The 25,807-nt window shown below is 69.0% G+C and carries 28 protein-coding genes; 18 read left to right on the forward strand and 10 right to left on the reverse strand.

What is annotated here, in order from left to right; genetic code table 11:
* Window positions 1-37 precede the first annotated feature (37 nt).
* From mutS to AC07NI_RS14380, 6 genes are all read left to right on the forward strand, one after another.
* The gene (gene mutS, locus AC07NI_RS14355; RefSeq protein ID WP_494620155.1) at window positions 38-2,743 is read left to right on the forward strand and encodes a DNA mismatch repair protein MutS; all 2,706 of its coding nucleotides are present in this window, start codon (window positions 38-40) and stop codon (window positions 2,741-2,743) included.
* Between the two features lie 20 nt (window positions 2,744-2,763).
* Window positions 2,764-5,586 (forward strand): [protein-PII] uridylyltransferase, encoded by a 2,823-nt coding sequence (locus tag AC07NI_RS14360; RefSeq protein WP_494620158.1) that lies wholly within the window; start codon window positions 2,764-2,766, stop codon window positions 5,584-5,586.
* 60 nt (window positions 5,587-5,646) lie between these two features.
* A complete protein-coding gene (locus AC07NI_RS14365; RefSeq protein WP_494620161.1) occupies window positions 5,647-5,814 on the forward strand; it encodes a hypothetical protein in 168 nt (55 codons plus the stop codon).
* 62 nt (window positions 5,815-5,876) lie between these two features.
* Entirely contained in the window at window positions 5,877-6,407 is a 531-nt protein-coding gene (locus AC07NI_RS14370; protein ID WP_494620163.1) for a hypothetical protein, read from the forward strand.
* 55 nt (window positions 6,408-6,462) lie between these two features.
* Window positions 6,463-7,365, forward strand: a complete 903-nt coding sequence (locus AC07NI_RS14375; RefSeq protein WP_494620165.1) for an AraC family transcriptional regulator — start codon at window positions 6,463-6,465, stop codon at window positions 7,363-7,365.
* A gap of 95 nt (window positions 7,366-7,460) precedes the next feature.
* Window positions 7,461-8,210 carry an SDR family oxidoreductase gene (locus tag AC07NI_RS14380; protein ID WP_494620168.1) on the forward strand — a complete coding sequence of 250 codons (750 nt, stop codon included), beginning with the start codon at window positions 7,461-7,463 and terminating at the stop codon, window positions 8,208-8,210.
* Here the strand turns inward: AC07NI_RS14380 and AC07NI_RS14385 are convergent.
* The gene (locus AC07NI_RS14385; RefSeq protein ID WP_494620170.1) at window positions 8,207-8,590 is read right to left on the reverse strand and encodes a DUF2237 family protein; all 384 of its coding nucleotides are present in this window, start codon (window positions 8,588-8,590) and stop codon (window positions 8,207-8,209) included. The genes AC07NI_RS14380 and AC07NI_RS14385 overlap by 4 nt on opposite strands.
* A 53-nt stretch (window positions 8,591-8,643) precedes the next feature.
* Here AC07NI_RS14385 and AC07NI_RS14390 point away from each other — a divergent pair, with 53 nt between their 5' ends.
* Together AC07NI_RS14390 and AC07NI_RS14395 are read left to right on the forward strand one after the other, a co-directional pair.
* Window positions 8,644-9,528: an HpcH/HpaI aldolase/citrate lyase family protein gene (locus AC07NI_RS14390; RefSeq protein WP_494620172.1), complete on the forward strand. Its 885-nt coding sequence runs from the start codon at window positions 8,644-8,646 to the stop codon at window positions 9,526-9,528.
* A gap of 19 nt (window positions 9,529-9,547) precedes the next feature.
* A complete protein-coding gene (locus AC07NI_RS14395) occupies window positions 9,548-10,570 on the forward strand; it encodes a hypothetical protein (RefSeq protein WP_494620174.1) in 1,023 nt (340 codons plus the stop codon).
* Here AC07NI_RS14395 and AC07NI_RS14400 read toward each other — a convergent pair.
* Entirely contained in the window at window positions 10,567-10,986 is a 420-nt protein-coding gene (locus AC07NI_RS14400) for an HIT domain-containing protein (RefSeq protein WP_494620176.1), read from the reverse strand. The genes AC07NI_RS14395 and AC07NI_RS14400 overlap by 4 nt on opposite strands.
* On the reverse strand, window positions 10,979-12,025 hold the full coding sequence (locus tag AC07NI_RS14405; protein ID WP_494620178.1) for a MaoC family dehydratase: 1,047 nt from the start codon (window positions 12,023-12,025) through the stop codon (window positions 10,979-10,981). Before AC07NI_RS14405 ends, AC07NI_RS14400 begins: the two co-directional genes overlap by 8 nt.
* A gap of 135 nt (window positions 12,026-12,160) precedes the next feature.
* Here AC07NI_RS14405 and mdh point away from each other — a divergent pair, with 135 nt between their 5' ends.
* Entirely contained in the window at window positions 12,161-13,123 is a 963-nt protein-coding gene (gene mdh, locus AC07NI_RS14410) for a malate dehydrogenase (protein ID WP_494620180.1), read from the forward strand.
* Window positions 13,124-13,218: 95 nt separating this feature from the next.
* Here mdh and AC07NI_RS14415 read toward each other — a convergent pair whose 3' ends face one another.
* Complete coding sequence (locus AC07NI_RS14415) at window positions 13,219-13,638, reverse strand: CVNH domain-containing protein (protein WP_494620182.1); 420 nt, start codon at window positions 13,636-13,638, stop codon at window positions 13,219-13,221.
* Window positions 13,639-13,729: 91 nt separating this feature from the next.
* The gene (locus tag AC07NI_RS14420) at window positions 13,730-14,161 is read right to left on the reverse strand and encodes a CBS domain-containing protein (RefSeq protein WP_494620184.1); all 432 of its coding nucleotides are present in this window, start codon (window positions 14,159-14,161) and stop codon (window positions 13,730-13,732) included.
* 119 nt (window positions 14,162-14,280) lie between these two features.
* On the opposite strand from AC07NI_RS14420, the gene AC07NI_RS14425 reads away from it, so the two are divergent.
* From AC07NI_RS14425 to AC07NI_RS14445, 5 genes are all read left to right on the forward strand, one after another.
* Window positions 14,281-14,787: a DUF1993 domain-containing protein gene (locus AC07NI_RS14425; protein ID WP_494620186.1), complete on the forward strand. Its 507-nt coding sequence runs from the start codon at window positions 14,281-14,283 to the stop codon at window positions 14,785-14,787.
* 285 nt (window positions 14,788-15,072) lie between these two features.
* Window positions 15,073-16,599: a signal recognition particle protein gene (ffh, locus tag AC07NI_RS14430; protein WP_494620188.1), complete on the forward strand. Its 1,527-nt coding sequence runs from the start codon at window positions 15,073-15,075 to the stop codon at window positions 16,597-16,599.
* A 24-nt stretch (window positions 16,600-16,623) separates the two neighbouring features.
* A complete protein-coding gene (gene rpsP, locus AC07NI_RS14435) occupies window positions 16,624-17,103 on the forward strand; it encodes a 30S ribosomal protein S16 (protein WP_494620190.1) in 480 nt (159 codons plus the stop codon).
* 57 nt (window positions 17,104-17,160) lie between these two features.
* Window positions 17,161-17,742, forward strand: coding sequence for a ribosome maturation factor RimM (gene rimM, locus AC07NI_RS14440; RefSeq protein ID WP_494620192.1), 582 nt, complete (start codon window positions 17,161-17,163; stop codon window positions 17,740-17,742).
* Window positions 17,743-17,762: 20 nt separating this feature from the next.
* The gene (locus tag AC07NI_RS14445) at window positions 17,763-18,326 is read left to right on the forward strand and encodes an NUDIX hydrolase (protein WP_494620194.1); all 564 of its coding nucleotides are present in this window, start codon (window positions 17,763-17,765) and stop codon (window positions 18,324-18,326) included.
* Window positions 18,327-18,328: 2 nt separating this feature from the next.
* On the opposite strand, the gene AC07NI_RS14450 is transcribed toward AC07NI_RS14445, so the two are convergent.
* Entirely contained in the window at window positions 18,329-19,183 is an 855-nt protein-coding gene (locus AC07NI_RS14450) for an acyl-CoA thioesterase (RefSeq protein ID WP_494620196.1), read from the reverse strand.
* Window positions 19,184-19,264: 81 nt separating this feature from the next.
* On the opposite strand from AC07NI_RS14450, the gene AC07NI_RS14455 reads away from it, so the two are divergent.
* Window positions 19,265-20,185 (forward strand): histone deacetylase family protein, encoded by a 921-nt coding sequence (locus AC07NI_RS14455; RefSeq protein WP_494620198.1) that lies wholly within the window; start codon window positions 19,265-19,267, stop codon window positions 20,183-20,185.
* 72 nt (window positions 20,186-20,257) lie between these two features.
* Here AC07NI_RS14455 and AC07NI_RS14460 read toward each other — a convergent pair whose 3' ends face one another.
* The 3 genes from AC07NI_RS14460 to AC07NI_RS14470 form a co-directional block, all read right to left on the reverse strand.
* Entirely contained in the window at window positions 20,258-20,356 is a 99-nt protein-coding gene (locus AC07NI_RS14460) for a hypothetical protein (RefSeq protein WP_494620200.1), read from the reverse strand.
* A gap of 218 nt (window positions 20,357-20,574) precedes the next feature.
* A complete protein-coding gene (locus AC07NI_RS14465; RefSeq protein ID WP_494620202.1) occupies window positions 20,575-20,994 on the reverse strand; it encodes a PaaI family thioesterase in 420 nt (139 codons plus the stop codon).
* Window positions 20,991-21,491: a PaaI family thioesterase gene (locus AC07NI_RS14470; RefSeq protein WP_494620204.1), complete on the reverse strand. Its 501-nt coding sequence runs from the start codon at window positions 21,489-21,491 to the stop codon at window positions 20,991-20,993. The genes AC07NI_RS14465 and AC07NI_RS14470 overlap by 4 nt, the downstream gene beginning before the upstream one ends.
* A gap of 25 nt (window positions 21,492-21,516) precedes the next feature.
* On the opposite strand from AC07NI_RS14470, the gene AC07NI_RS14475 reads away from it, so the two are divergent.
* Window positions 21,517-22,545, forward strand: coding sequence for a ligase-associated DNA damage response exonuclease (locus AC07NI_RS14475; RefSeq protein WP_494620206.1), 1,029 nt, complete (start codon window positions 21,517-21,519; stop codon window positions 22,543-22,545).
* On the opposite strand, the gene AC07NI_RS14480 is transcribed toward AC07NI_RS14475, so the two are convergent.
* Entirely contained in the window at window positions 22,521-23,693 is a 1,173-nt protein-coding gene (locus AC07NI_RS14480; protein ID WP_494620208.1) for a citrate/2-methylcitrate synthase, read from the reverse strand. The genes AC07NI_RS14475 and AC07NI_RS14480 overlap by 25 nt on opposite strands.
* A gap of 76 nt (window positions 23,694-23,769) precedes the next feature.
* Here AC07NI_RS14480 and AC07NI_RS14485 point away from each other — a divergent pair, with 76 nt between their 5' ends.
* Window positions 23,770-24,855 (forward strand): citrate synthase/methylcitrate synthase, encoded by a 1,086-nt coding sequence (locus AC07NI_RS14485; RefSeq protein WP_494620210.1) that lies wholly within the window; start codon window positions 23,770-23,772, stop codon window positions 24,853-24,855.
* Between the two features lie 19 nt (window positions 24,856-24,874).
* Window positions 24,875-25,798 (forward strand): cation diffusion facilitator family transporter, encoded by a 924-nt coding sequence (locus AC07NI_RS14490; RefSeq protein ID WP_494620212.1) that lies wholly within the window; start codon window positions 24,875-24,877, stop codon window positions 25,796-25,798.
* Window positions 25,799-25,807: the final 9 nt, after the last annotated feature.

Here is a 25,807-nt window from a genome sequence, read left to right on the forward strand (position 1 = left end):
TTAACGGGAGTCGCGACGCTCTGTAGTTTCGGGCGTCATGAACGCCCACGCCACGCCGACCCCTGCGCACCTTCTCGACCCCACCGGCGCGACGCCGGTGATGCAGCAGTTCTTCGAGATGAAGGCGCGGCAGCCCGATGCGTTGATCTTCTTCCGCATGGGCGATTTCTACGAGCTGTTCTTCGACGACGCCTACAAGGCCGCCGCCGCTCTGGGCATCAGCCAGACGTTCCGGGGCACGCATGGCGGCCAGCCGATCCCGATGGCGGGCGTGCCGCAGCACGCGGCCGAGGCCTATCTGTCCAAGCTGATCCGCATGGGCTTCAAGGTCGCCGTCTGCGAGCAGATGGAAGACCCCGCCGAGGCCAAGAAGCGCGGCTCCAAGTCGGTGGTTCGCCGCGACATCGTCCGCGTCGTGACGCCGGGCACCCTGACCGAGGACGGCCTGCTGGACGCCCGCGGCGCCAACCGCTTGGCGGCCGTCGCCATCCGCGCGGGGCAAGCCGCCGTGGCCTCGGTCGAGCTGTCGACCGGCGAGGTCGAGGTCTTCGCCGTGGCCAAGGAGGCCGTCGCCGCGATCCTGGCGGCGTTGGCCCCGTCAGAGACCCTGGTCGCCGACAGGCTGTTGTCGGACGACAGCCTGTCCCAGACCCTGAAGATCTGCGGCGGCCTGGTGCAGCCGATGCCCTCGGCGCTGTCGGAGCCGCAGGCCTCGGAAGCCCGCGTGAAGCGCCTCTACGGCGTCGACACCCTGGACGGCTTCGGCGGCCTGACGCCGGCCGAGATCGGCGCCCTGGGCCTGATCGCCGCCCATCTGGAAATGACCCAGGCCGGCAAGCTGCCGGCCCTACGTGCGCCGCGTCGCGCCGCCGACGCCGACGTGATGGCCATCGACCCGGCCACGCGCGGCAGCCTGGAGGTCGACCGCACCCAGACCGGCGACCGCAATGGCTCGCTGCTGGCCTGTATCGACCGCACGGTTTCGGCCGGCGGCGCGCGGATGCTGGCCTCGCGCCTGGCCCGGCCGCTGCTGGACGTCGCCGCCATCGACCAGCGCCTGGACGCCGTCGAGTGGTTCGTCGAGCACCGTCAACTGCGCCAGCGCCTGCGCGAGGTGCTGAAGGGCTCCGGCGACATGGCCCGCGCCCTGTCGCGCCTGGCCCTGGGCCGAGGCGGTCCGCGCGATCTCGGCTGTCTCCGTGACACCCTGAAGGTTGGCGAGCGCCTGGCCGGCATGGCCGGTGGTTCGCCCGATCCGCTGTCGCCCCCGCCGTTCGAGCTGGAGCACGCCTTCAAGGCCCTGACCCCGTCGCTGCACGAGGGCCTGTCGCAGTTCCTGACCGTGCTGGAGCAGGGCCTCGGCCCCGACCTGCCGGCCCTGGCCCGCGACGGCGGCTTCGTCGCCGCCGGCATCCGGCCGGAACTGGACCAGGCGCGCGGCCTGCGTGACGATAGCCGCAAGGTGATCATCGCCCTCGAGGCCCAGCTGATGGCCGAGAGCGGCGTGCCGCTGAAGATCCGTCACAACGGCGTGCTGGGCTATTTCGTCGAGGCCACGGCCGGCAAGGCCGACCCGCTGTTCCAGCCGCCGCTGAACGCCACCTTCATCCACCGCCAGACCCTGGCCAACCAGGTGCGCTTCACCACGGTGGAGCTGGCCGATCTGGACGCCCGTATCGCCCAGGCCGCCGAGCGCGCCCTGGCCATGGAGGTGGCCGCCTTCGAGGACTGGCGCGAGCTGGCCCGCACCCAGGCCGACGCCATCCAGATCGCCGCCGAGGCCCTGGCGCGCCTGGACGTCGCCTCCGCGCTTGCGGAGTGGGCGGAAGATTCCGGTGCGGTGCGGCCGCAGGTCGACACGTCCTATGCCTTCGACGCCAAGGGCGCCCGTCACCCGGTGGTTGAGGCCGCCGTCAAGCGGGCCGGCGACCCCTACACCCCCAACGACTGCTGCCTGGACGCCTCGGGCGAGACCGGTGCGCGGCTGTCGATCGTCACCGGCCCGAACATGGCCGGTAAGTCGACCTTCCTGCGCCAGAACGCCCTGCTGGCCATCCTGGCCCAGTCGGGCTGCTACGTACCCGCCGCCAGCTTCCGCCTGGGCGTCGTCGATCGCCTGTTCAGCCGCGTCGGGGCCGGCGACGACCTGGCTCGGGGCCGCTCGACCTTCATGATGGAGATGGTCGAGACCGCCGCCATCCTCACGCAAGCGGGTCCGCGCAGCCTGGTGATTCTGGACGAGATCGGCCGGGGCACGGCGACCTATGACGGTCTGGCCATCGCCTGGGCCTGCGCCGAGGCCCTGCACGACACCAACAAGAGCCGCGCCCTGTTCGCCACGCACTATCACGAGCTGGCGACGCTGGAGGAGCGGCTGAGCTTCGTCTCCAACCTGTCCTTGCGGGCCAAGGAGTGGAACGGCGATCTGGTCTTCCTGCACGAGGCCGCGCCGGGTCCGGCCGACCGCTCTTACGGCGTGCAGGTGGCCAAGTTGGCCGGGGTGCCCAACCCTGTCGTGCTCCGCGCCCGCGAGGTGCTGGACCGCCTGGAGAGCAAGGACCAGTCGCCGGCCAAGCTGGACGACCTGCCGCTGTTCGCGGTGAGTCAGGCCGCCGCGCCCGTGCTCGTCAAAGCGGCGCCGAGCGCCGTCGAGGATACGCTGAGCGATCTCGACGTTGACGGCATGAGCCCCCGCGAGGCCCTGGAGGCGCTCTATCGTCTTAAGGGTCTGCTCAGGGCCTAGAGAGTAACCATATCTCCATCATGCCCCGTCGCCTTCGCCCCACCCGCCTGGAACACGTCGTCGACGGACACGCCCTGCGGGCCCGACTGTCGGCCGCCGCCCTCGATTCCATCGGCAACGAGGCCGAGCAGCGCTCGCGGGCCATCGAGATCCTCAAGCAGGCGCTGTTCCGCGGCCGGATGATCGCCAAGGAGCGGCTGGAGAACGGCGCCAGCGGCGTCGAGACCGCCCGCCTGATCAGCGGCGTCACCGACGAGGTGATCACCGCCCTCTACGACTTCACGACGGTCCACGTGTTCCGGGCCCGCAACCCGACCGAGGGCGAGCGCCTGTGCCTGCTGGCCGTCGGCGGCTATGGCCGGGGCACCCTGGCGCCGTTCAGCGACATCGATCTCCTGTTCCTCCGGCCCTACAAGCAGACGCCGCACGCCGAGAGCGTGATCGAGTTCATGCTGTATGCGCTGTGGGACCTGGGCTTCAAGGTCGGCCACGCCTCGCGGACCATCGAGGAGTGCGTGCGCCTCTCGAAGGAAGACTTCACGATCCGCACCTCGATCCTGGAGGCTCGCCGCCTGACCGGCGACGAGCGCCTGGCCGCCGACCTGAAGAAGCGCTACCGCGACGACGTCATGAAGGGCACCGGCGCCCAGTTCGTCGCCGCCAAGCTGAAGGAGCGCGACGACCGCCAGGCGCGGGCCGGGACCAGCCGCTACATGGTCGAGCCCAACGTCAAGGAAGGGAAGGGCGGCCTGCGCGACCTCCACACCCTGATGTGGATCGCCGAATATCTGCATCCGGTGGATCGTCCCGAGGACGTCTTCAAGATGGAGGTGTTCTCGGGCCGCGAGACCAAGGCCTTCATCCGCGCTTTCGACTTCCTGCACGCCGTGCGGGCCCACCTGCACTTCACGACGGGCCGGCCCGAAGAGCGCCTGACCTTCGACCTGCAGCCCGAGATCGCCCGCCGCATGGGCTATGGCGACCGGGGCGATGCGCCAGCGGTCGAGCGCTTCATGCGCCGCTACTTCCTGATCGCCAAGGAGGTCGGGGCCCTGACCCGCGCCTTCTCGGCCAAGCTGGAAGCCGAGCACTTCAAGAACGAACCCAAGGGCATTTCGCGGTTCCTGCCGGGCGGTCGGCCCAAGCGCAAGGCGCTGGATGTCGAGGGGTTCTTCGAGGACAACGGCCGCCTCAATATCGACGGGCCCAAGGTGTTCGAGGCCGATCCGGTCAACCTGATCCGGCTGTTCAAGATCGCCGACGAGCGGGACCTCGATCTCCACCCCGACGCCTTCACGGCCGTGACCCGCTCGCTGAGCCTGATCACCTCGAAGGTGCGTCGCGCGCCGGAGGCCTGCCGGGCGTTCCTGGACCTGCTGGCGCGGGGCAAGCGCAGCTACCGCACCCTGACCCTGATGAACGACGCCGGCGTGCTGGGCCGCTTCATCCCGGAATTCGGCCGCGTCGTCGCCCAGATGCAGTTCAACATGTACCACTCGTACACGGTGGACGAGCACACCCTGCGGGCCGTCGGCGTGATCGGAGACATGGCCGCCGGCCGACTGGTCGAGGACCATCCGCTGTCCGTCTCCATCATGCCGCTGATCGAGGACCGCGAAGCCCTGTTCCTGGCCATGCTGCTGCACGACACGGGCAAGGGCGGGGTGGGCGGCCAGGAGAAGGCCGGGGCCCGCGCCGCCCGCAGCGCCTGCGAGCGGCTGGGCGTGGACCGCGCCAAGGTCGAGCTGGTCGCCTGGCTGGTCGAGCATCACTTGGTGATGAGCGACTTCGCCCAGAAGCGCGACGTCTCCGACCCCGGCACCGTCGCCGCCTTCGCCCGCATCGTCGAGAACCCTGAGCGCCTGCGCCTGCTGCTGGTCATCACCGTCGCCGACATCCGCGCCGTGGGCCCGGGTGTGTGGAACGGCTGGAAGGGCCAGCTGCTGCGCGAACTCTACAACGCCACCGAGGCGGTCTTCCGGGGCGGGCGCGGCAGCGACGCCGCCGCCAATGTCCTGCGCCACCAGGAGAGCCTGGCCGAGAACGCCCGCGCCACGCTGCTGGAGATCGATCCGGCCGCCAAGGGCTGGGTGTCGGCGATGGAAAACGCCTATTTCAGCGCCTTCCCGCAGGAGGAGCTGTTCGAGCACGCCGCCCTGGCCCGCCGCGCCGCCATCCAGGGCGGGGCCGCCGCCGAGGGGCGTGTGCAGTCGGGCCAGAATGCCGCCGAGATCGTGGTCGCCGCCAAGGACCGTCGCGGTCTGTTCGCCGATCTCGCCATGGCCATCTCGGCCCTGGGCGGCAATGTCGTCGGGGCGCGGGTCTTCACCTCCCGCCAGGGCCAGGCGCTGGACGTGTTCTATGTCCAGGACGTCACCGGCGCGCCGTTCGGCTGTGAGAACCCCCGGGCTCTCCGCCGCCTGGCCGACGCGCTGGAGGCCGCCGGCAAGGGCGAGCCGCTGGGCGTCGAGCCGCGCCGGGGCTCGGAACTGTCCCGCGCCGCCGCCTTCGCCATCGCCCCGACCGTGACCATCGACAACGAGGCCTCCAACGACGCCACCGTGGTCGAGGCCTCGGGCCGGGATCGTCCCGGTCTGCTGCACGCCCTGGCCAAGACCCTGGCCGACAACGGCCTCTCCATCCAGTCGGCCCATATCGACGGCTATGGCGAGCGGGCGGTCGACGCCTTCTACGTCCAGACGCCGGAGGGCGGGAAGCTGACCGAGACCCGCAAGGTCAACGCCGTGAAGGCCGACCTGCTGGCGGCCCTGGAGCAGAACGAGGCCACGGCCCCAGCCGCCCGTCCGGGCCTGAAACGGGCGCGGGCCAGCGTGGCGCGGTAAGGCTGTCTTGCCGCCGTCACGGATCGCCGCCTAGACTCTATCCGCAACCGGGGGAACGACATGAAGCCGCCCATCAAGAGCCTGGCCGACCTCAAGCCCGCGGTGACCGCCGGCGCCTATGCCCGCCCCACCCCGAAGGTGGTGCGCCGCAAGACCGCCAAGGTGCTGACGCCCGAAGAGAAGGCGGCGTTCCTCGCCTCGCGCCCGGACCTGTCGTCGAAGTCCTGAGCGGGATCGACATCCCAAGGCCGGCTGCTTAGACCTTCCCATAGGTTGAGTCTGGGGCAGGCATGGCGAGCGACACATCGGGAAGCGCGACGACGAACGACGTCTGGGTGCTGTGGGATAAGCTCAAGCGTCTGTTCCCGAGCTGGAGCCTTCTGCCGGAAGCCTTCTACACGCCGGGCGCCTGGGGCTATGTCGGCGTCGACTTCGTCAGCGGCTTCCGCAGGAACCCCTCGACCCTGAAGACCTTCGAGTTGCTGAAGGACGTCGACGACGCCCGCTTCGACGCCCTGTCGGCCCTGGCCAACCTCAACGCCCGCCGCCAGGAGCAGCTGCTGCGAGCGGTGGTCATCGGCTACCTGACCCTGCCGCTGACCATCACGGCCCTGGCGGCCGACCTGGCCGGCGACAGCGTCATGGGTCTTCTGCGCGAGCACACCACGGCCGCGATCCAGATCGGCGCGATGATCACCCTGGGCCCGCTCGGCTATTTCCTCAGCCACTGGCGCTCGCGCCAGATCGTCGGGGTGCTGGACCTGATCCGCATCGAACGCGGCCAGGCCCCGTTCACGGCGCTGGAGCTGCGGGAGGAGTAGACGTCTCCGAGATGATCGATGATGATCGGAGCTGGTTTCAGTCTCGATCGTCCAGATGGATCCGCTCAGCGACGTCATCGCCCTGCTTCGGCCGAACTCGGTCATCTCCAAGCCGATCACCGGGCGCGGGACCTGGGGCGTGCGCTACGCCGCCCATGACGCGCCGGGCTTCACCATCGTGCTGAAGGGCGAATGCTGGATCGCCTTCGAGGACCAGCCGGCGTTCCGGATGGACCAGGGCGACTTCCTGCTGCTGCCCTCGACCCCGGCCTTCACCCTGAGCAGCCACCCTGGCGGCACAGGTGAGCTGCGTGAGCCGTCGAGCATCCCCGTCCGCCATGGCGAGCAGGAGGGCGAGGCGGACTTTCAGTCCCTGGGCGGCGCGTTCGGCATCGAGCGGGTCAACGCCCCGCTGCTGCTGGCCCTGCTGCCGCGCATGATCCACATCCCCGCCTCCGAGGGACCCGCCGACCGGTTGGGTCGCGTCATCAGCCTGATCATGGACGAGTGCGCCCGCGACGAGCCGGGCAAGGACATGATCCTGCAGCGGATGCTGGAGGTGCTGCTGGTCGAGGCTCTTCGTTGGCAGGGCGTGGCCCGCGACGACGCGCAGGCCGGCTTGCTGAACGGCCTACGCGACCCGGCCCTGGCCCGGGTCCTGCGCGCCCTCCATGCCGACGTGCGGGCTCACTGGACGGTCGCGGACCTAGCCAGGATCGCGGGGCTGTCGCGCTCGGCCTTCGCTGCCCGTTTCGGCGAAGTGCTGGGCTGCGGGCCGATCGAGTATCTGGGGCGTTGGCGCATGGCGCTGGCCAAGAACGCCCTGATCGGGGGAGCCAAGACCCTCGACACCATCGCCGGCGAGATCGGCTACGAGTCCGCCAGCGCTTTCAGCACCGCCTTCCGCAAGCGCCAGGGCTGCTCGCCGGGCCGGTTCGCGCGGAGCCTCGCGGCGTAATCTGGACGACCTGAAACAAATCTCGGACTTCTGAATATCGATCGTCCGACTTACCGCGCCTATTGAGGAGACCGTCCAATCCCTTGGAGGTCCCCATGCAAACCATCCTGATCACCGGCGCGTCTTCCGGCTACGGCCTCGAGACCGCCCGCTACTTCCTGGCCAACGGCTGGAACGTCATCGCCACCATGCGCCGGCCCGACCCCAGTGTCCTGCCGGCGTCGCCGCATCTGCGGTTCTTGGCCCTGGACGTCACCCAGCCCGACAGCATCGCCGCGGCGCTCGACGCCGCCGGGCCGATCGACGCCCTGGTCAACAATGCCGGCATCGGCGTCGTCGGCGCGTTCGAGGCCACGCCGATGGCCCACATCCGCAAGGTGTTCGACACCAACACCTTCGGCGTCATGGCCATGTGCCAGGCGGTGATCCCGCGGATGCGCGAACGTCGCGCCGGGGTGATCGTCAACGTCACCTCGTCGGTCACGCTGGCCGCCATGCCCCTGGCCGCCGCCTACACCGCCAGCAAGCAGGCCATTGAGGGCTTCACCGGCTCCCTGGCCCACGAGCTGGGCCATTTCGGTGTCCGCGTGAAGCTGGTCGAGCCCGGCTACGGCCCCACGACCCGCTTCGCCCAGAACACCGACGTCAAGGTCGAGGACCTGATCCCGCCGGCCTATGCCGACTTCGCCGGCCCGATCTTCCAGGGCTTCGCCAAGCCGTCGATGACCACCCGCGAGATCGACGTCGCCGAAGCCGTCTGGGACGCCATCGCCGACACCAAGGGGCGGTTGCACTTCCCGGGTGGCGCGGATGCGGTGGCGCTCTCCAAGGCGCGGTTCGGCTAGGCCACCGCGTGGTCCTTCAGCACGCCCAGGGTCACCACCGCCAGCATCTCCTCGTGGGTGGCGTCCAGCACCACCTGGGGGGCCATGCCGGCGTCGAGGGCTTCCTTCCAGCGGCCGGCGCACAGGCACCAGCGGTCGCCGGCCTTCAGGCCCGGGAAGGCCAGCTCCGGACGCGGCGTGGAGAGGTCGTTGCCCTGGGCCTTGGAGAACGCCAGGAAGTCGTCGGTCATCACCGCGCAGACGGTGTGCAGGCCAAGGTCGTGCGGACCCGTCTCGCAGCAGCCGTTGCGGTAGAAGCCGGTGACCGGGTCCATGGAGCAGGGCGAGAGCTCGCCGCCCATGACGTTCTTGGCGCTCTTGTCGTACCGGGTGGTGCTCATGCGGCGATCCTAGACTAGGGTCGCGGCCGAAGCGAGAAGAGCAGGGACTTCCAGTGACCGACACCGCTATTCGCCCCCGTCGTAGCGCCCTCTACATGCCGGCCTCCAACGCCAAGGCCGTGGAGAAGGCCCGCGCCCTGGACGCCGACGTGATCATCCTCGACCTTGAGGACGCCGTGGCGCCGGAGATGAAGCCGGCGGCGCGCGAGGCGGCCGTGGCGGCGGTCAAGGCTGGCGGCTTCGGGGCGCGTGAGGTGGTGATCCGGGTCAATGGCCTCGACACGCCCTGGGGCGCGGATGACCTGCACGCCGCCGCCCAGGCCGGGCCGGACGCGGTGCTGGTGCCCAAGATCAACGACGCCGACGACGTGCGCCTCTACGACCAGCGCCTGAATTCCGCGCCACCCCATACGCGGCTGTGGACCATGATCGAGACCGCCAAGGCCGCCTTCCATCTGTGGCAGATCGCCGGCGCCACGCACGGCACGCGGCTGTCGACCTGGGTGATGGGCGTCAACGACTTCGCCAAGGAGATGCGGGCCCGCCAGACGCCGGACCGCGCGCCGTTCCTGCCGCTGCTGACCCTGTCGGTGGCGGCGGCGCGGGCCCACGGCCTGACCATCCTGGACGGGGTGCATAACGACATCGAGGACCTGGCGGCGCTGGAAGCCGTCTGCGTCCAGGGCGTGGATTTCGGCTTCGACGGCAAGACGCTGATCCATCCCAAGCACCTGGAGATCTGCAACCGGGTGTTCTCGCCCTCGCCCGAGGAAATCGCCTGGAGCCAGGCGGTGATCGCCGCCTTCAACGCGCCCGAAAATGCTGGCAAGGGAGCCTTGCGGGTCGACGGCAAGATGGCCGAACGCTTGCATCTGTCGCAGGCACAGCGTCTTGTCGCGGTGGCGGAGGCCATTTCGGCACGAGCGGCCGAGGCTTAAGGGGCAGTCGAAGGTTTCTATGCGGGCTATCGTTCTTTCCGTCGTCTTGATGGCCAGTCCCGCGCTGGCGCAGCAGACTCCGGCGCCCGCGCCGCCCGCCGGTTATGTGCCGACCTTCGGGACCCAGGCCGCGCCGCCGACCGTCCCCGCGCCAGCCGCCGATGCGCCGCAGGCCACGGCGTCCGAGGCCGCGCCGGCCCTGGATTCCTCGCAGATCCCTCAGGCCCTCGACCCGATGGCCGACCTGATCTCGCAGAGCGGTCAGGCCGTCGACGAGGAGACGGCCGAGACCGCCAACAAGCCCGCGCCCAAGCACCGCGCCACCATCCTGCCGATCCCGCCGCCCGAGCCCGAGGCGCCCGCCGGCGGCGAGCTGACCAAGGCCCAGGTCTATGAGCTGCGGGTCAAGGGCTCGATCGCGGCCGCCCAGAACCTGCAAGGCCCTCTGGACGGCGGCTGGAACGTGGCTTCGACCACGGGCGGCCAGCTCTATGCGTTGCAGATCGTCGACAAGGCCGGCGGCTATGGCGAGCTGGAAGGCGCCTGGCGGGACGTCCGTCGCCCCGGGACCGTGGGCTCGACGGGCCTGATCGACGACCTGCGCCGCGATGGCAGCGACGTCGTCGTGCGCTTCAGCCCCAAGGGCGGCCAGTCCTCGGTGCTGACCCTGCGGCCGGCCGGCTATGAGCGCTGGTCGGGCGAGCTGGTCGAGAACGGTGTCACCCAGGCGGTCAGCGCCGAGCACATCCTTCCGCAGGCCCCGCCCGGCTACGAGTCGCAGGGCCGTGGCCCCTATGTCTGGCCGCCGCGCGTGGTCGCCCGTCCGGCTGCGCCGGTCGCTTCGGCGCCGGCCTGCTCGACCAAGGGCAAGAAGGGCAAGGCGCTGAAGGCCGCCAAGGCCAAGTGCGCCGCCGCGGCCCGCAAGGGCGGCAAGGCCTCGGCCCTGAAGAAGGGCAAGAGCGGCAAGGCCAAGGCGGTCGCCCGCAAGAAGGGCAAGGCGTCTGCCGCGAAGAAGAGCTCGGCGAAAAAGAAGAAGCGCTAGGGCTTGAGGGCCTGGCGCGCCGCCGCGATCGGGGCCGCGAGGTCCGCGTAAGCGACGGCCGGGCTGTGGCCCCAGACCGGACCCGGCCAGACCGGATCGTCCTTGCGGCGGCCCACGACATGGACGTGCAGCTGGGCGGTGACATTGCCCAGCGCCCCGACGTTCAGCTTGTCGATCGACAGCCCTAGCGCCGCCCCGATGGCGCGCACGGCGGTCCCGGCCAGGACGATCTCCTCCATCAGCTGGATGCGATGGGCGGTGTCCAGCTCCTCGATCTCGCGCAGGTCCGGCTGGCGGGGAATGAGCACCAGCCACGGATAGCGGGCGTCGTCATGCAGGCGCACTTCGCACAGCGGCAGGTCGGCGACCTTGTGCGAGGTGGCGACGAAGGCCGGGTCCAGGTTGAAATCAGCCACGTTTCGGAACCGCCGCCCAATAGTCGAAGTCGAGAATGACGGCCGGATTGTACGCGCCGTCGCCATCCTTGTCCGGGAAGTCGTCGCAGGGCCGATCCCTGGTCGCCACCAGCCGCAGGCGCAGGGCGCCGACCGAGCCGAGGTCGGCCTTGTCCAGCACCTGGCTCCACGCGAACACCGTGCCGCCGGCGAAGAACGGCGCCACGTGCCGCCCGCCGTTGATCGCCAGGATCAGCCCGGCGTTCTGCAGGCCGTTGAATGACAGCGCCTTGGCCGTCGAGATCACCACGCCGCCATAGATCAGGCGCTTGCCGGACGGGTCCTTGCTTCGCTCGAAGGCGTTGAAATGGACCTTGGCCGTGTTCTGCCAGAGGCGTGTGGCCATCTGGTGCTCAGCCTCTTCGACCGCCATGCCGTCCACGTGATCGATGGTCTCGCCGACCGCATAGTCCTCGAAGGCGTGCGGCGCGCCGGCCAGGTCCCAGTCATAGCCGCTGAAGTTTAGACCCTCAGGGACCGTGAGGTCGGCCGGGGCCACGGCCGCCGACAGGGTCGGGGCCGCCTGCTCGGCGATCTGCGCCTCCGGATCGCGTTTGCGCACCATCACCCAGCGCACATAGCTCAGCACCGCCTCGCCGCGCTGGTTCGTTCCGGTCGTGCGGACATAGACGACGCCGGTCTTGCGGTTGGAATTTTCCTTCAGACCGATCACGTCCGAGACGGCGCTCAACGTGTCGCCGGGGAACACCGGCGCCAGGAAGCGACCCTCGGCGTAGCCCAGATTGGCGACGGCGTTCAGGCTGATGTCCGGCACGGTCTTGCCGAACACCACATGGAAGGCGATCAGCGGATCGACCGGCGCGGCGGAAAGGCCACAGCTACGGGCGAATTCGTCAGATGAGAACAGCGAAAAGCGGGGTCCATAAAGCGCCGTGTACAGCGCGACGTCGCCGGCCGTGACCGTCCGGGGCGTGGCGTGGACCAGTCTCTGGCCGAGGCGGAAGTCCTCGAAGAAATGGCCCGGATCGGTCTTGCTCATCCCCGGTTCCTCTTATCGTTATCCGGACAACTTTGCCGCAGTGCAGCGAAACCGGAAAGAGGGCTTGAGACTGAGCCGCGACGGGTCTAGACCGCGCCCCGACATTCCACTGTCCACAGCCTTGATGGAGACCCCATGGCTCGCGCGAAGATCGCCCTTATCGGCGCCGGCATGATCGGCGGCACCCTGGCCCACATCGCCGCTCGCGAAGAGCTGGGCGACGTGATCCTGTTCGACATCGCCGAAGGCACCCCGCAGGGTAAGGCGCTCGACATCGCCGAAGCCTCGGCCGTGTTCGGCAAGGACGTGGCCCTGAAGGGCGCCAACGACTACGCCGACATCGCCGGCGCCGATGTCTGCATCGTCACCGCCGGCGTGCCGCGCAAGCCGGGCATGAGCCGCGACGACCTGCTGGGCATCAACCTGAAGGTCATGAAGGCCGTCGGCGAAGGCATCAAGGCCCACGCCCCGAACGCCTTCGTTATCTGCATCACCAACCCGCTCGACGCGATGGTCTGGGCGCTGCAGCAGTTCTCGGGCCTGCCGAAGGAAAAGGTCATCGGCATGGCCGGCGTCCTCGACTCGGCCCGCTTCGCCTACTTCCTGTCGGAAGCCACCGGCGTGTCGGTCGAAGACATCCACGCCTGGACCCTGGGCGGTCACGGCGACGACATGGTCCCGATGGTCCGTCACTCGACGGTCGGCGGCCTGCCGCTGCCGGAACTGGTCAAGCAAGGCTGGCTGACGCAAGAGAAGCTGGACGCCATCGTCGAGCGCACCCGCAAGGGCGGCGGCGAGATCGTCGCCCTGCTGAAGACCGGCTCGGCCTTCTACGCCCCGGCGGAATCGGCGATCGCCATGGCGACGTCGTACCTGAAGGACAAGAAGCGCGTCCTGCCGTGCGCCACCTTCCTGACCGGCCAATACGGCCTGGACGGCCTGTATGTCGGCGTGCCGGTGGTCATCGGCGCCGGCGGCGCCGAGAAGATCGTCGAGTTCGAAACCAACGAAGCCGAAAAGGCGATGTTCGCCGCCTCGGTCGCGTCGGTCCAGGGCCTGATGGAAGCCTGCAAGGCCATCGACAGCTCGCTGGTCTAAGCGAACCTCGATCCTAGAATGACGAAGGGCGGCTCCTCGCGGGGCCGCCCTTTTTCTTTTCTTGTCGCAAGCTTTGTGAACCGACCAGGGCCGTCTCAGTAGGTGAGATTACCGTTGTTGTTGCCGATGTTCAGCGGCACGCTGCTGGAGCTGACGGCGCCGCCCGAGTTGCGGCACAGGGCCGACAAGGTCGCGCCGCTGGCGCTGGTGTTGATCGTGATGCTGCCGCAGCTCTTCTGGAAGCTGCTGGGGCCGCTGCCCAGGACCAGCTTGCCGTTCTGGTTGGAGATGCCCAGCAGGACCAGACGGCTGCCGTTCGCCGAACCGTCGGCCTTCAGGCACATAGCCGTGATCGTCGCGGTGCTGGACGCATCATAGGCGAACGAGATGTTCGAGCATGTGTTCTGGAAGCCGCTGGCGGCCATGGCCGGAGCCGCGGCTGTCAGGACCACGGTGGAGCCGAGGCCGGCGATGACGGTCGCGGCGACGCCGGCCAGGTTGGAAAGCTTGGACATGGATACCTCCCTTTTGGTTCGCGCTCGGATGGCGCGAACCTAGAGATATCACAACTTATTATTGTTATCAAAATCGATAAAACCCACGGTTTCAGTGGGCGGCGTCGCCAGGCTCCTGGGAGATCTCTTCCAGGGTCTTGCCGACCTGCTTGGCGCCGTAGTCCTTGGCCACGTCGCCCAACGAGAGGATGCCGGTCAGGTTGCCGGAGTCGTTGAGCACGACGAGGCGGCGGACCTGGTTGTTGGCCATCTTGGCGGTGGCGTCGGCCAGGATGTCGTCTTCCTTTACGCTCAGCACATCGCCGTCGGACATCACGTCCGAGATGGCGCTGTCGAAGCTGCGGCCTTCGGCGACCACGCGCAGGACGATGTCGCGGTCGGTGACCAGGCCGAGCACCTTGCCGTTCTCGACGATCGGCACCACGCCGCTATCGACCTTGGCCATGGTCTCGGCGACCTGGCGGATGCTGTCGGTGGGACGGGCGACGGAGACCTGGCTGGTCATGGCGTCACTGACTTTCATGGCGGAACCTCATCGGTTGGAATTCTGAGGCTGTAAAACCCACAGCTTGGCCTAACCGTTCCGCTTTCGGTCGTCACGCGACACGCCTATCTAGGCGCTTCGTCTTCCCGGAGCTTCCCATGTCGATCTCGATCCACCAGGCCAGCGTGCCCGTGTTCATCCAGGGCCTGAAGGGTCTGAAGGGCGTCCTGTCCAAGGCCGCCGACCTCGTCGAGGCCAAGAAGTGGGACCCCGAAGGCCTGCTGAAGGCGCGTCTCTACCCGGACATGTTCCCGCTGATCCGCCAGGTGCAGATCGCCACCGACTTCGCCAAGGGCGGCGCCGCGCGCCTGGCCGCGCAGGAGGTTCCGGCCTGGGACGACGTCGAGACCTCGTTCGCCGAGCTGATCGCCCGCGTCGATCGCGCCATCGCCTATGTCGAAGGCCTGGATGTCGCCGCGTTCGAAGGCGGCCACGACCGTGACGTCCAACTGGTCCGTCGCGGCGAGACCTACACCTTCAAGGGCCTGGACTATCTGCAGGGCCAGGCGATGCCGAACTTCTTCTTCCACATCACCACGGCCTACGCGATCCTGCGCCACAACGGCGTCGAGGTCGGCAAGCGCGACTTCCTGGGCACGGCCTGACCCATACCCCCGGGGCGGCCCTGGAGGCCGCCCCCTTTGACTCCTCGCCCTTTTCTGTGCATAAGCCCCGGCTTCCGGCGCTTTATCAGCAGCGCCTCCACCGTCACGACCCCGGCCTGTTAGCGCAGGATCCATCCGGACGAGGACGGCGAGGACCCCCATCGACGTGATCGTCCATGGGGGCTGATTGCGTTTGGACCCCGGTCTGTTCTTCGAACAGACCGAAGCAAGACAAAGAGTCGGAACGTGACGCGTCACGTTCCAGGGTATTCAACAGGGTTCGACATGTTCGACGGCCTTACAGAGCGACTTTCCGACGTCTTCGAACGTCTTGGCGGTCGCGGCGTGCTGTCCGAGAAGGACATCGACGAGGCGCTGCGCGAAGTCCGCGTGGCCCTGCTCGAGGCCGACGTCGCCCTGCCGGTCGTCAAGGACTTCATCAGCAAGGCCAAGGAACTGGCCGCCGGCGAAGCCGTCATCCGCTCGGTCAAGCCGGCCGACCAGGTGGTCAAGATCGTCTATGACGGTCTGGTCGACATGCTGGGCGGCGAGGTCCCGACGGGCCTGAACCTGGCGCTGAACCCGCCGTCGATCATCCTGATGGCCGGCCTGCAGGGCTCGGGCAAGACCACCACCACCGGCAAGCTGGCCCTGCGTCTGTCCAAGACCGAGCGCAAGAAGGTGCTGGTCGCCTCGCTGGACACCCGTCGTCCGGCCGCCATGGAACAGCTGGCGACCCTGGCCAAGCAAGTCGAGGTCGAGAGCCTGCCGATCGTCCCGGGCCAGAGCGCCACGGACATCGCCAAGCGGGCCATGACGGCGGCAAAGCTGGGCGGCTACGACGTCCTGATCCTCGACACCGCCGGCCGCACCACGCTGGACGAGGCGATGATGACCGAGGCGGCGGAAATCGCCCGCATCGCTCAGCCGTCCGAGACCATCCTGGTCGCCGACAGCCTGACCGGTCAGGACGCCGTGCGCACCGCCAAGGCGTTCCACGAGCGCCTGCCGCTGACGGGCCTGATCCTGACCCGCGCGGACGGCGACGGTCGTGGCGGCGCGGCGCTGTCGATGCGCCACGTCACCGGCCTGCCGATCAAGTTCCTCGGCGCCGGCGAGAAGATCGACCAGCTGGACGTGTTCGACGCCCGCCGCGTCGCCGGCCGCATCCTGGGTCAGGGCGACGTCGTCGCCCTGGTCGAGAAGGCCGCCGCCGACCTGGACGTGGCCGAAGCCGAGCGCATGGCCAAGAAGCTGGCCAAGGGCAAGTTCGACCTGGACGACCTCGCCGCTCAACTGCGTCAGATGCAGAAGCTGGGCGGCATGGAAGGCATCATGGGCCTGCTGCCCGGTGTCCAGAAGGTCAAGAAGCAGATCGCCGAGAGCGGCGTGGACGACAGCATCTTCCGTCGCCAGCAGGCGATCATCGGCTCGATGACCAAGGAAGAGCGCAAGAAGCCCGACATTCTCGCGGCCTCGCGCAAGCGCCGCATCGCCGCTGGTTCGGGCGTCGACGTGGCCGAGGTCAACCGCCTGCTGAAGCAGCACCGCCAGATGGCCGACATGTTCAAGGCCATGTCCAAGGACGGCGGCAAGGGCATGGCTCGCATGGCCGCCATGATGGGCGGCGGTGATATGGCCCGCATGAAGAACATGGGCGGCGGCAAGATGCCCCAGCCCGATCCCAACGCAGCGGGGGGCCAAGGCCTCTCGGGGCTGCCCGGTCTGCCGGGCCTCGGGGGCGGCGGCGACGCCAAGCCCAACCCTCTCTCCGGCCTGGGCCTGCCCGGCTTCAACCCGTTCAAGAAATAGAACTTTAGACCAAGGACTACCGATATGCTGAAGATCCGTCTCGCCCGTGGCGGCGCCAAGAAGCGTCCGTACTACTCGATCGTCATCGCCGACAGCCACTCGCCGCGCGATGGCCGCTTCATCGAGAAGGTCGGCACCTACAACCCGCTCCTCAAGAAGGACGACGCCAACCGCGTCACCCTGAAGGTCGAGTCGATCCAGGAGTGGCTCAAGAAGGGCGCTCAGCCGACCGACCGCGTCGCGCGCTTCCTGGCCGCCCAAGGCCTGGTCGCCTGGACCCACGGCAACAACCCGCAAAAGGGCGAGCCGGGCAAGAAGGCCAAGGAACGCACCGCCGAGCGCGCCCAGCGCGAAGAAGAGCGCATCCAGGCCGAAGCCGACGCCAAGGCCGCTGCCGCTGAAGCCGCCGAAGCCGCCAAGGTCGCCGCCGCTGAAGCCGCCGCTGCCGCCGCTGCCGCTCCGGCCGTCGAAGAAGCTCCGGCTGAAGAAGCCTCGGAAGGCTAATCAGGGTTCCAGCGCCGTCGTCTCTTCCCGAGGCGGCGGCGCGACTCTGTCTGCGCGATGGCTGTATCCCCCGATGATCCGTTGATCCTGGTCGGCCGCGTGGCCGGCGGCTTCGGCGTGCGCGGCGAGGTGCGGATCGCGACCTATACCGAAGACCCGCTGAGCATCGCGGCCTTCAAGGCGCTGAAACGGCAGGACGGCTCGCCCGCCCTGACCATCGCCTCGGCCCGCAAGACCAAGGACGGCGTCGTCTGCCGCTGTCCCGGTGTCGAGACCAAGGAAGCCGCCGACGCTCTGCGCGGCCTGCGTCTCTACGTCCCCCGCTCGGCCCTGCCGACCCCGGACGAGGACGAGTTCTACCTGACCGACCTGGTGGGCCTGTCGGTCCGCCACATCGCCACCGACGTGCTGCTGGGCCGCGTGAAGAGCGTCCAGAACTTCGGGGCCGGCGACATCCTCGAGATCACGCCCGACCTGGGCGGTCCGACCTGGTACCTGCCGTTCACGCGGGCGGCCGTGCCCGAGGTCAAGATCGGCGAAGGCCTGATCCTGGCCGACCCGCCCGCGTTGGTGGGCGAGCCGGAAGGGCCGGAAAAAGATAACCAGGGCGAAGACGAAGAGCTGGGCGACCGGGACTGATTTCCGAAAGGACCTTGGTGATGTCGGACGGAAAATGGCGGGTCACCGCCTCGCGCCACATTCACAAGGACCGCTGGATCAGCCTGCGCGCCGACGACTGCGTGACCGACGAGGGCGCGGTGGTCGCGCCTTACTACGTCCTGGAATATCCCGACTGGGTCGAGATCGTCGCGCTCGACGCCGACAATAACGTCCTGCTGGTCCGCCAGTATCGCCACGGCCTGGGCGACATCTCCACCGAACTGCCGGCCGGCGGCATGGATCCGGGCGAGACCGACCCGGTCGCCGCGGCTGGGCGTGAACTGCTGGAAGAGACGGGCTGCGCCGGGACCCTCAGCCTGGTCGGCGAGAGCCGGCCTAATGCCGGCACCCACACCAACCGCACCCACATCGTCCTGGTGCGAGACGTGGTCCGCGTGGCCGCGCCGAAGGACGATCCCGGCGAACGCATCGAGACCCTCTGGGTGTCGGCGGCCGAGGCCATCCGCATGGCCCTGGCCGGTGAGCTCACCGTCGGCATGCAGACCAGCGCCCTGCTGCGGGGCCTGGCGGCCGCCGGCGTGGCGCGGATCGAACTCGCCTAGAGCTACTTACGAACTCGCATCAGGCATTCCTGGGCGACCGAGGCGACCAGCTTGCCGTCGTGGCTGAACATCTGGCCGCGCACCAGGCCACGACCTTGCGAGGCGCTGGGGCTGTCCTGGGCGAACAGGGTCCAGTCGTTGAAGTTGAACGGGTGGTGGAACCACATGGCGTGGTCCAGGCTGGCGGCCTGCAGGCCCGGCGTCGTCCAGATCAGGCCGTGCGGGCGCAGGGCGCTTTCCATGAACGCCATGTCCGAGGCGTAGGCGAGGGCGGCCTGTTGCATCCGGACATCGTCGCCCAGCGGAGCCTTGGCGCGCAGCCAGACGTTCTTGGTGCCCGACTTCTTCACCGGCGCGACCGGGTTCTGCATGTCGACCCAGCGCACATCGACGGGGCGCGGGCGCTCGGAAATGGCCAGCATCTTCGGATGGATCTGGTCGCCCAGGCTCTTCAGGAACTCGGTCTCGGTCGGCAGGCTCTCGGGATCGGGCGCGTCGGGCATGTCCGACTGGTGCTCGAAACCGTCTTCCGGCGTCTGGAACGAGGCGGCCAGGTTGAAGATCTGCTCGCCGTGCTGGATGGCGGCGACGCGGCGGGTCGTGAAGGTGCCGCCGTCGCGGGCCCGCTCGACCTCGTAGAGCACCGGCGCGTTCACGTCGCCCGGGCGGATGAAATAGGCGTGCAGCGAGTGGCAGATCCGGTCCGGCACGGTCTTGTAGGCCGCCAGCAGGGCCTGGGCGATGACCAGGCCGCCGAAGATGCGCGGGAAGCCGTCGTTCGGGCTGACGCCCCTGAACAGGTTCACCTCGATCGGTTCGAGGTCGAGGATGTCGGCGAGGTTCTCGGTCGTCTGCATGGCGCAGTGCGATAAGCCTCGTTTTGCTGCATCGCAAGACGTCACCTTGCGTCAGGCGAACCGGGTCCCCATCGTGGGACGATGCGCCGCAGCCCGCCCGTCATCCACCACCCCGCCTTCCGCGCCGAGATGCCGGCCGGGCACCGCTTCCCGATGGACAAGTTCTCGCGCCTGGCCTCGGTGCTGGAGGCCGAGGGCGTTCCGGGGCCGGATGGCTTTGCCAAGCCCGAGTTCATCGACGTCGAGACCCTGCGGCTGGCCCATACCGAGGACTATGTGCGCGGCGTGATCGAGCTGTCGCTACCCGCCGAGGTGGTCCGGCGGATCGGCATGCCCAATACCGACAGCGTCGCCACGCGGGCGAGGGCGGCGACCGGCGGGACCCTGCTGGCGGCGCGCTTGGCCTTGGAGCACGGCATCGCCTGCAACACGGCGGGCGGCAGCCATCACGCCTCGGCCGAGAGTGGCGCGGGGTTCTGCGTGTTCAACGACGTGGCGGTGGCGGCCAAGCGGCTGCTGGCGGAGGGCGCGATCGGCCAGGCCCTGGTCGTTGATCTCGACGTCCACCAGGGCGACGGCACGGCGCGCATTTTCGAGGGCGATGCCAGCGTCTTCACGCTGTCGATGCATGCAGAGAAGAACTTCCCGCATCGCAAGGCCGTCAGTGATCTCGACGTCGAACTGGCCGACGGGACCGGGGACGAGGCGTATCTGGAAAAGCTGGGGGAGATCCTGCCGGCGCTGCTGCGCAGCGTCCGGCCGGACATCGTCTTCTTCAATGCGGGAGTCGATCCGCACGCGGACGACAAGCTGGGCCGCCTGTCGCTGACCGATGACGGTCTGGGGCGACGGGAAGCCTATGTCCTGGGCGCTTGTCTTTCTCTTGAGATCCCCGTGGTCGGGGTCATCGGCGGCGGCTATGACGCGGATATCGATCGTCTGGCGGCTCGCCACGCCATCCTGCATCGGACGGCGAAATCTCTTTATTCTTCGGTAGCTTAGTCGCTGTGTCTGTCGCCATCTCCGTCGAGGCGGCCCTTGCGGGCGGCCCGACGGAGTCTACGCGGCGATCACTTAGAAGCTCGTGACGAGCGAACCGGCGATGACGACGAGCGGCAGAACGGCCAGAACGAGCGAGGCGAAACCGGCGACGGCGTTGGTCTTCATGGTCATGGTCTTGATCCCTGTTTTTGTGTCTCGGCGCCGTTGCGGCGTCCGATGACCAGAGATGTAGGCGCTGACTCTCGTTAATGCACGTTACTCATGCTTCATGACGCCGATTTAAGAAACTTTGTCGCACCTAATCGGCATTACAGAGGATTAATGTGGTCGCGGAATTTAGTTTCGCGGGAAACATTATCCTCTGAGGCCATCGTTCTGGTCCCTGACGATTAATCATCACTAGGCGCGACGAGGAACAGTCCCCGCATCGTCGCGATGGGGGCGGATCGTGTCTCCTGCCAGGCCTCGACGTGGACGTTGGCGATGCGGCGGCCCAGCTTCTTGATGCTGGCGCGGGCATAGGTGGTCAGCGGCCGGCCCGAGCGGAGGTACTCGATCGAGACGTCGATGGTGCGCGGCTGGCGCTTCATCGGCGCGGCCACCGACAGTTGGGCCAAGGCCGTCATCTCCATGAACGCCCCCAGCACGCCGCCGTGGATGGCGGGCAGCATCGGATTGCCGACGATGTGATGGGCGAAGGGCAGGATGGCGGTCATCTCGTCGCCGGCCAGCTCGGCCTTGATCCCCAGGAAGCGGGCATAGGGGATGGAGTCCAGCATCGAGACCAGACGGGTGTCGACTTCGCTCATTGGCCGGCGCTCCCGGTCTTGGCCCGCGTCTCGCGCGGCGGCCTGAGGTTGGCGCCCGGCTTCTTGCCGGCGCTGCTGTCGAGCATGAAGGTCGCCTGGGCGGTGGCGACGGGGTCCTCCGGATCGCGGTCGTACGCCACTGCGCGGACGAAGGCGATCGAGCGGGTCAGCTTGTAGCAGTGGGCGCGGGCCAGGACGTCCAGCCCCGGCTCGGCGGCGCGCATGTAGTCGATGCGCAGATCGAGCGTGGCGATCGAGGTGAAGGTCTCCATGGCCGCGTGCACGGCCTGGCCGCTGGCGTGGTCCAGCAGGGTGGTGACCACCCCTCCGGCGATGACCCCGGTCTCCGGATCGCCGACGATCTCGGGCCGGTAGGGGACCTTGAGGATCGCGACGGAGTCGCCGATCTCCAGGGTGGTGAAGCCCAGCGCCTTGGCCTGCGGGCTGCCCTCGTTCATCGCCGTGGCGATGAGTTTCGTCTGCTCGTGATCGCTCATGTGGATAGGCTTAGCGCCTGAGGCGTTGTCATATCCAGACGTGATCAAGCCCGAAGACCTTCTCTGTCCCCGGCCGGACGGCCTCTACTGCCCGCCGGGAGACTTCTATATCGACCCCGTCCGCCCTGTGGACCGGGCCGTGATCACCCATGGCCATGCCGATCACGCTCGCGCCGGGCACGGGACGGTAGCCGCCACGCCCGAGACCCTGGCGATCATGGCGACCCGCTATGGCGAGGACTTCACCGAGCGTCGCCAGGCCGTCCCGTACGGCGAAACGATCGCCCACAATGGCGTCGAAGTGACCCTGGTCCCGGCCGGCCACGTGCTGGGCTCGGCCCAGGCGGTGGTGCGCTGGAAGGGCCTGACCATGGTGGTCTCCGGCGACTACAAGCGCCGCCGCGACCCGACCTGCGCCCGGTTCGAGCCCGTGCCGTGCGACGTCTTCATCACCGAGGCGACCTTCGGCCTGCCGGTCTTCCGCCATCCCGACGACGCCGGCGAGATCAGGAGCCTGCTGGCCTCGGTCGAGCAGTTCCCCGAGCGTTGCCACATCGTCGGGGCCTATGCGCTGGGCAAGGCGCAGCGGGTGATCAAGCTGCTGCGCGAGGGTGGCTGGGACAAGCCGATTTTCGTCCATGGGGCGCTGGAGCGGCTGAACGCTCTGTACGAAGCCCATGGCGTCGAGCTCGGCCCACTGGCCCCGGCGACGTCGTCCGGCCCAAAGGCGGCCTTCGCCGGCCAGATCATCATTGCCCCGCCTAGCGCCATCGCCAACAGCTGGTCGCGGCGGTTCCCCGATCCGGTCGACTGCTTCGCTTCCGGGTGGATGCGGGTGCGGGCTAGGGCGAGGCAGCGGGGCGTGGAGCTGCCGCTGATCTTGTCCGATCACGCTGACTGGGATGAGTTGACGGGGACGTTGAGCGAGCTCCGCCCTGGCGAGGTCTGGATCACCCACGGCCGCGAGGAGGCCCTGGAACGCTGGTGCGAGCTGGAAGGCTTGCCAGCGCGCGCGCTGCGGCTGGTCGGCTATGACGAGGAGGAGGGCGAGTAGCCTTCCGGCGCGACGCCGACATAGCGCGCTCTGGGTCGGATCAGCCGGCCCGTCTGCAGTTGCTCGATCGCATGCGCCGCCCAGCCGGCGCTCCTCGCGGTGGCGAACAGGATGAATGCCGCGTCGGCGGGTAGTTTCAGCGTCCGCGCCAGGGTCACCAGCGCGAAGTCTATGTTCGGCAACAGCCCCGTAGCAGTCTCCGTCGTCGTGCGGAGGTCGGCCAGCAGGGGAGGGGCCTCGAAGGCCGCCAACAGCGCCGCCGCGCGCGGGTCGCCGTCGGGATAGAGCGGATGGTCGAAGCCGGGCATCGATGCGCCCCGTGCCAGCCGCGCCGACACTGCGTGGGCGGCGTCGCGGCGCTCGGCCTCTTCGACGAAGGCTTCGACTCGCGCGGCCATGCCGCCGTGCAGGGGCCCCGACAGCGCCGAGAGCCCCGCCAGGCAAGCTGCCGATAGCGACGCCCCGGTCGAGGCCGCCACTCGCGCAGCGAAGGTCGAGGCGTTCAGCTCGTGGTCGGCCAGCAGCGCCAGGGTCCGGCGGACAAGGTCGGCCCCGGCCGCGTCCAGGCCCCAGGCGGCGGCGAAACGGGCATGGGCCGGGCCTTCGCCGGCCTGGCCGGTGGCGGCGTCGACCACGGCCTCTAGCAGGTAGGCTGCTTCCATGGCGAGCGCGAGCGGCGCGCGGCCCCGGGCCGGTGGTTCACGCCCAGCGCGGGCCGCCAGCGTCTGGAACAGTCTCGCCCGCGCGCTGTCGGCGACCGGTGGCTCCGGACGGCGGGACGACTTCAGCGCCGCGCCATGGCCGCCGCGCAGCAGCCGGCCGACGTTTTCCAAGGTCAGGCCCTGCTCGGCCAGTTCGACGGCGTCGCGGCCGCGATACCAGAGGCGGCCGCCTGCGACGGTGGTGATGGCCGAGGGCAGCACAGGTTCGCCCCAGGCGATGGCCTCGGCGGCGACGTCGGCGGCGCGGCGGCCGCGCGCCTTCTTCTGGGCCAGGGCGGCGACGTCGGAGGCGCGGTAGAGGCTGCGGCGCGGGTCGTGCGGATGGGCGGCGGCCTCGATCCGACCCCGGCTGACATAGGCGTAGAGAGTCTGCGGCCGGATCCCCAGCCGTTCCAGAACCTGATCCGCGTCCAACCAATCGGCCATATAGATTGATTATATTGATCAAGATTGACGATCAAGCATTGCGAGCGCTTTTCGACATCACGAAAGGAGACCGCACATGTCCGATGGTCTTGAGGGCGTCATCGCCGCCCGCACCGTTCTGTCCGATGTCGACGGGGCCAGGGGCCGCCTGGTGATCCGGGGCTACGCCGTCGAGGACCTATCGGGCCGCACCCGCTACGAGGAGGCCGCGCACCTGCTGTTCGACGGCTTTTTCGAGGACGCGCCGTCCGACCTCGCCCCGGCCCTGGGCGAAGCCCGGGTCCGCGCCTTCACCGAGGTCGCCGCCCTGGATGAGGGCCTGGCCCGCCGCGATCCGGTCGAGGCCATGCGCGCCTTGCTGGCCCGCCTGCCGGACGGTGACGATCTGCCGACCGCCCTGCTGTTGATCGCCGCCCCGGCCGTCTTCACCCCCGCCGTGCTGCGCGTGGCCAAGGGCGAGAGCCCGGTCGCGCCTGATCCCGCCCTGTCGCACGCCGCCGACATCCTGCGGATGACGCGCGGGACGCCCGCTACCGACGCCGAAGCCGCTGCGCTGGACGCCTATCTGGTCACGGTCTGCGACCACGGCCTCAACGCCTCGACCTTCGCCGCTCGCGTGGTGGCCTCGACCCGCGCGGGCTTGACTTCGGCGGTGCTGGCCGGGCTGTCGGCCCTGAAAGGCCCGCTGCACGGCGGTGCGCCGGGGCCGGTGATCGAGATGCTGGACGAGATCGGCACGCCGGAAAACGCTCGGCCCTGGCTGGAGAAGGCCTTGGCGCGCGGCGACCGGCTGATGGGCTTCGGCCACCGCATCTACCGCGTTCGCGACCCGCGCGCCGACGCCCTGAAGGCGGCCGTGCGCAAGCTAGCCGGCGCTTCGCCGAGCCTGCCCGGCCGCGTCGCCTTCGCCGAGGCCGTCGAGCAGGCGGCGCTGGAGATCCTGCGCGAGCACAAGCCCGACCGGCCGCTGGACACCAATGTCGAGTTCTACACGGCGCTGCTGCTGGAGGCCCTGGGCCTGCCGCCGTCCAGCTTCACCTGCGTCTTCGCCATGGGCCGCGTGTCCGGCTGGCTGGCCCACGCCCGCGAGCAGCTGGCCGGCGGGCGCCTGATCCGGCCGCAGTCGGTCTATGTCGGACCGGAGGCTCGCGCGGCGGCTTAGTCTTGCGGTAGATAGGGACATGTCCCTGTCCGCCGCCGCCGATCCGAAGGCCACCCGCAACGTCGCGCTGCTGTCCGTGGCGACGGCCACCGTGCTGATCATCGTCAAGGCGATCGCTTGGCGGGCCAGCGACAGCGTGGCCATCCTGGCTTCGCTGTCGGACTCGGCGCTGGACCTGGTCGCCTCGCTGATCACCCTGTTCGCCGTCCGCTACGCCGCCGAGCCGCCGGACGCCGAGCACCGCTTCGGGCACGGCAAGGCCGAGGCCTTTTCCAGCCTGATGCAGGGTGGTCTGGTCTTCGCCTCCGGGGCGCTGATCGGTCGCGAGGCGTTCAACGCCTTCCTCCATCCGCGTCCGGTCGAGCATGGCTTGGCCGGGGTGATCGTGATGATCGTCTCGATCGTCCTGACCCTGGCCCTGATCACTGCCCAGAGCCGGGTGCTGAAGGCCAGCGGCTCGATCGCCATCGCCGGCGACCGCGCGCATTACGCCGCCGACCTGGGCTCCAACGCCGTGGCGCTGGTCGGGGTGGCGGCGGCGTCGTGGCTGGGCCTGTCCTGGGTCGACGCGGCGGCGGGCCTGGTCGTGGCGCTGTGGCTGATCTGGGGGGCGATCGGCGTGTTCCGCGACGCCTCGAACCAGCTGCTGGACCACGAGCTGCCTGAGGAGGACCGCGCCAAGATCCTGACCCTGGCGACCGCCGACCCGCGCATCCTGGGCGTCCACCAGCTGCGGACACGGGCGTCCGGTCCCTACATCCACATGCAGATGCACGCGGACCTGGCCGCCGAAATCTCGCTGGCCGAGGCCCACACCATCATGGTCGAGGCCGAGAACCGCCTGCTGGAAGCCTTCCCGGCGGCCGATATCCTGATCCACCCGGACCCGCGCGGTAAGGCCGAACCGCACGGCGGCCTGTTCGCCCAATCCGTCGAGGGTTGAGTTCCCAGA

It is taken from the genome of Caulobacter sp. GW821-FHT10E02 (assembly GCF_059415225.1).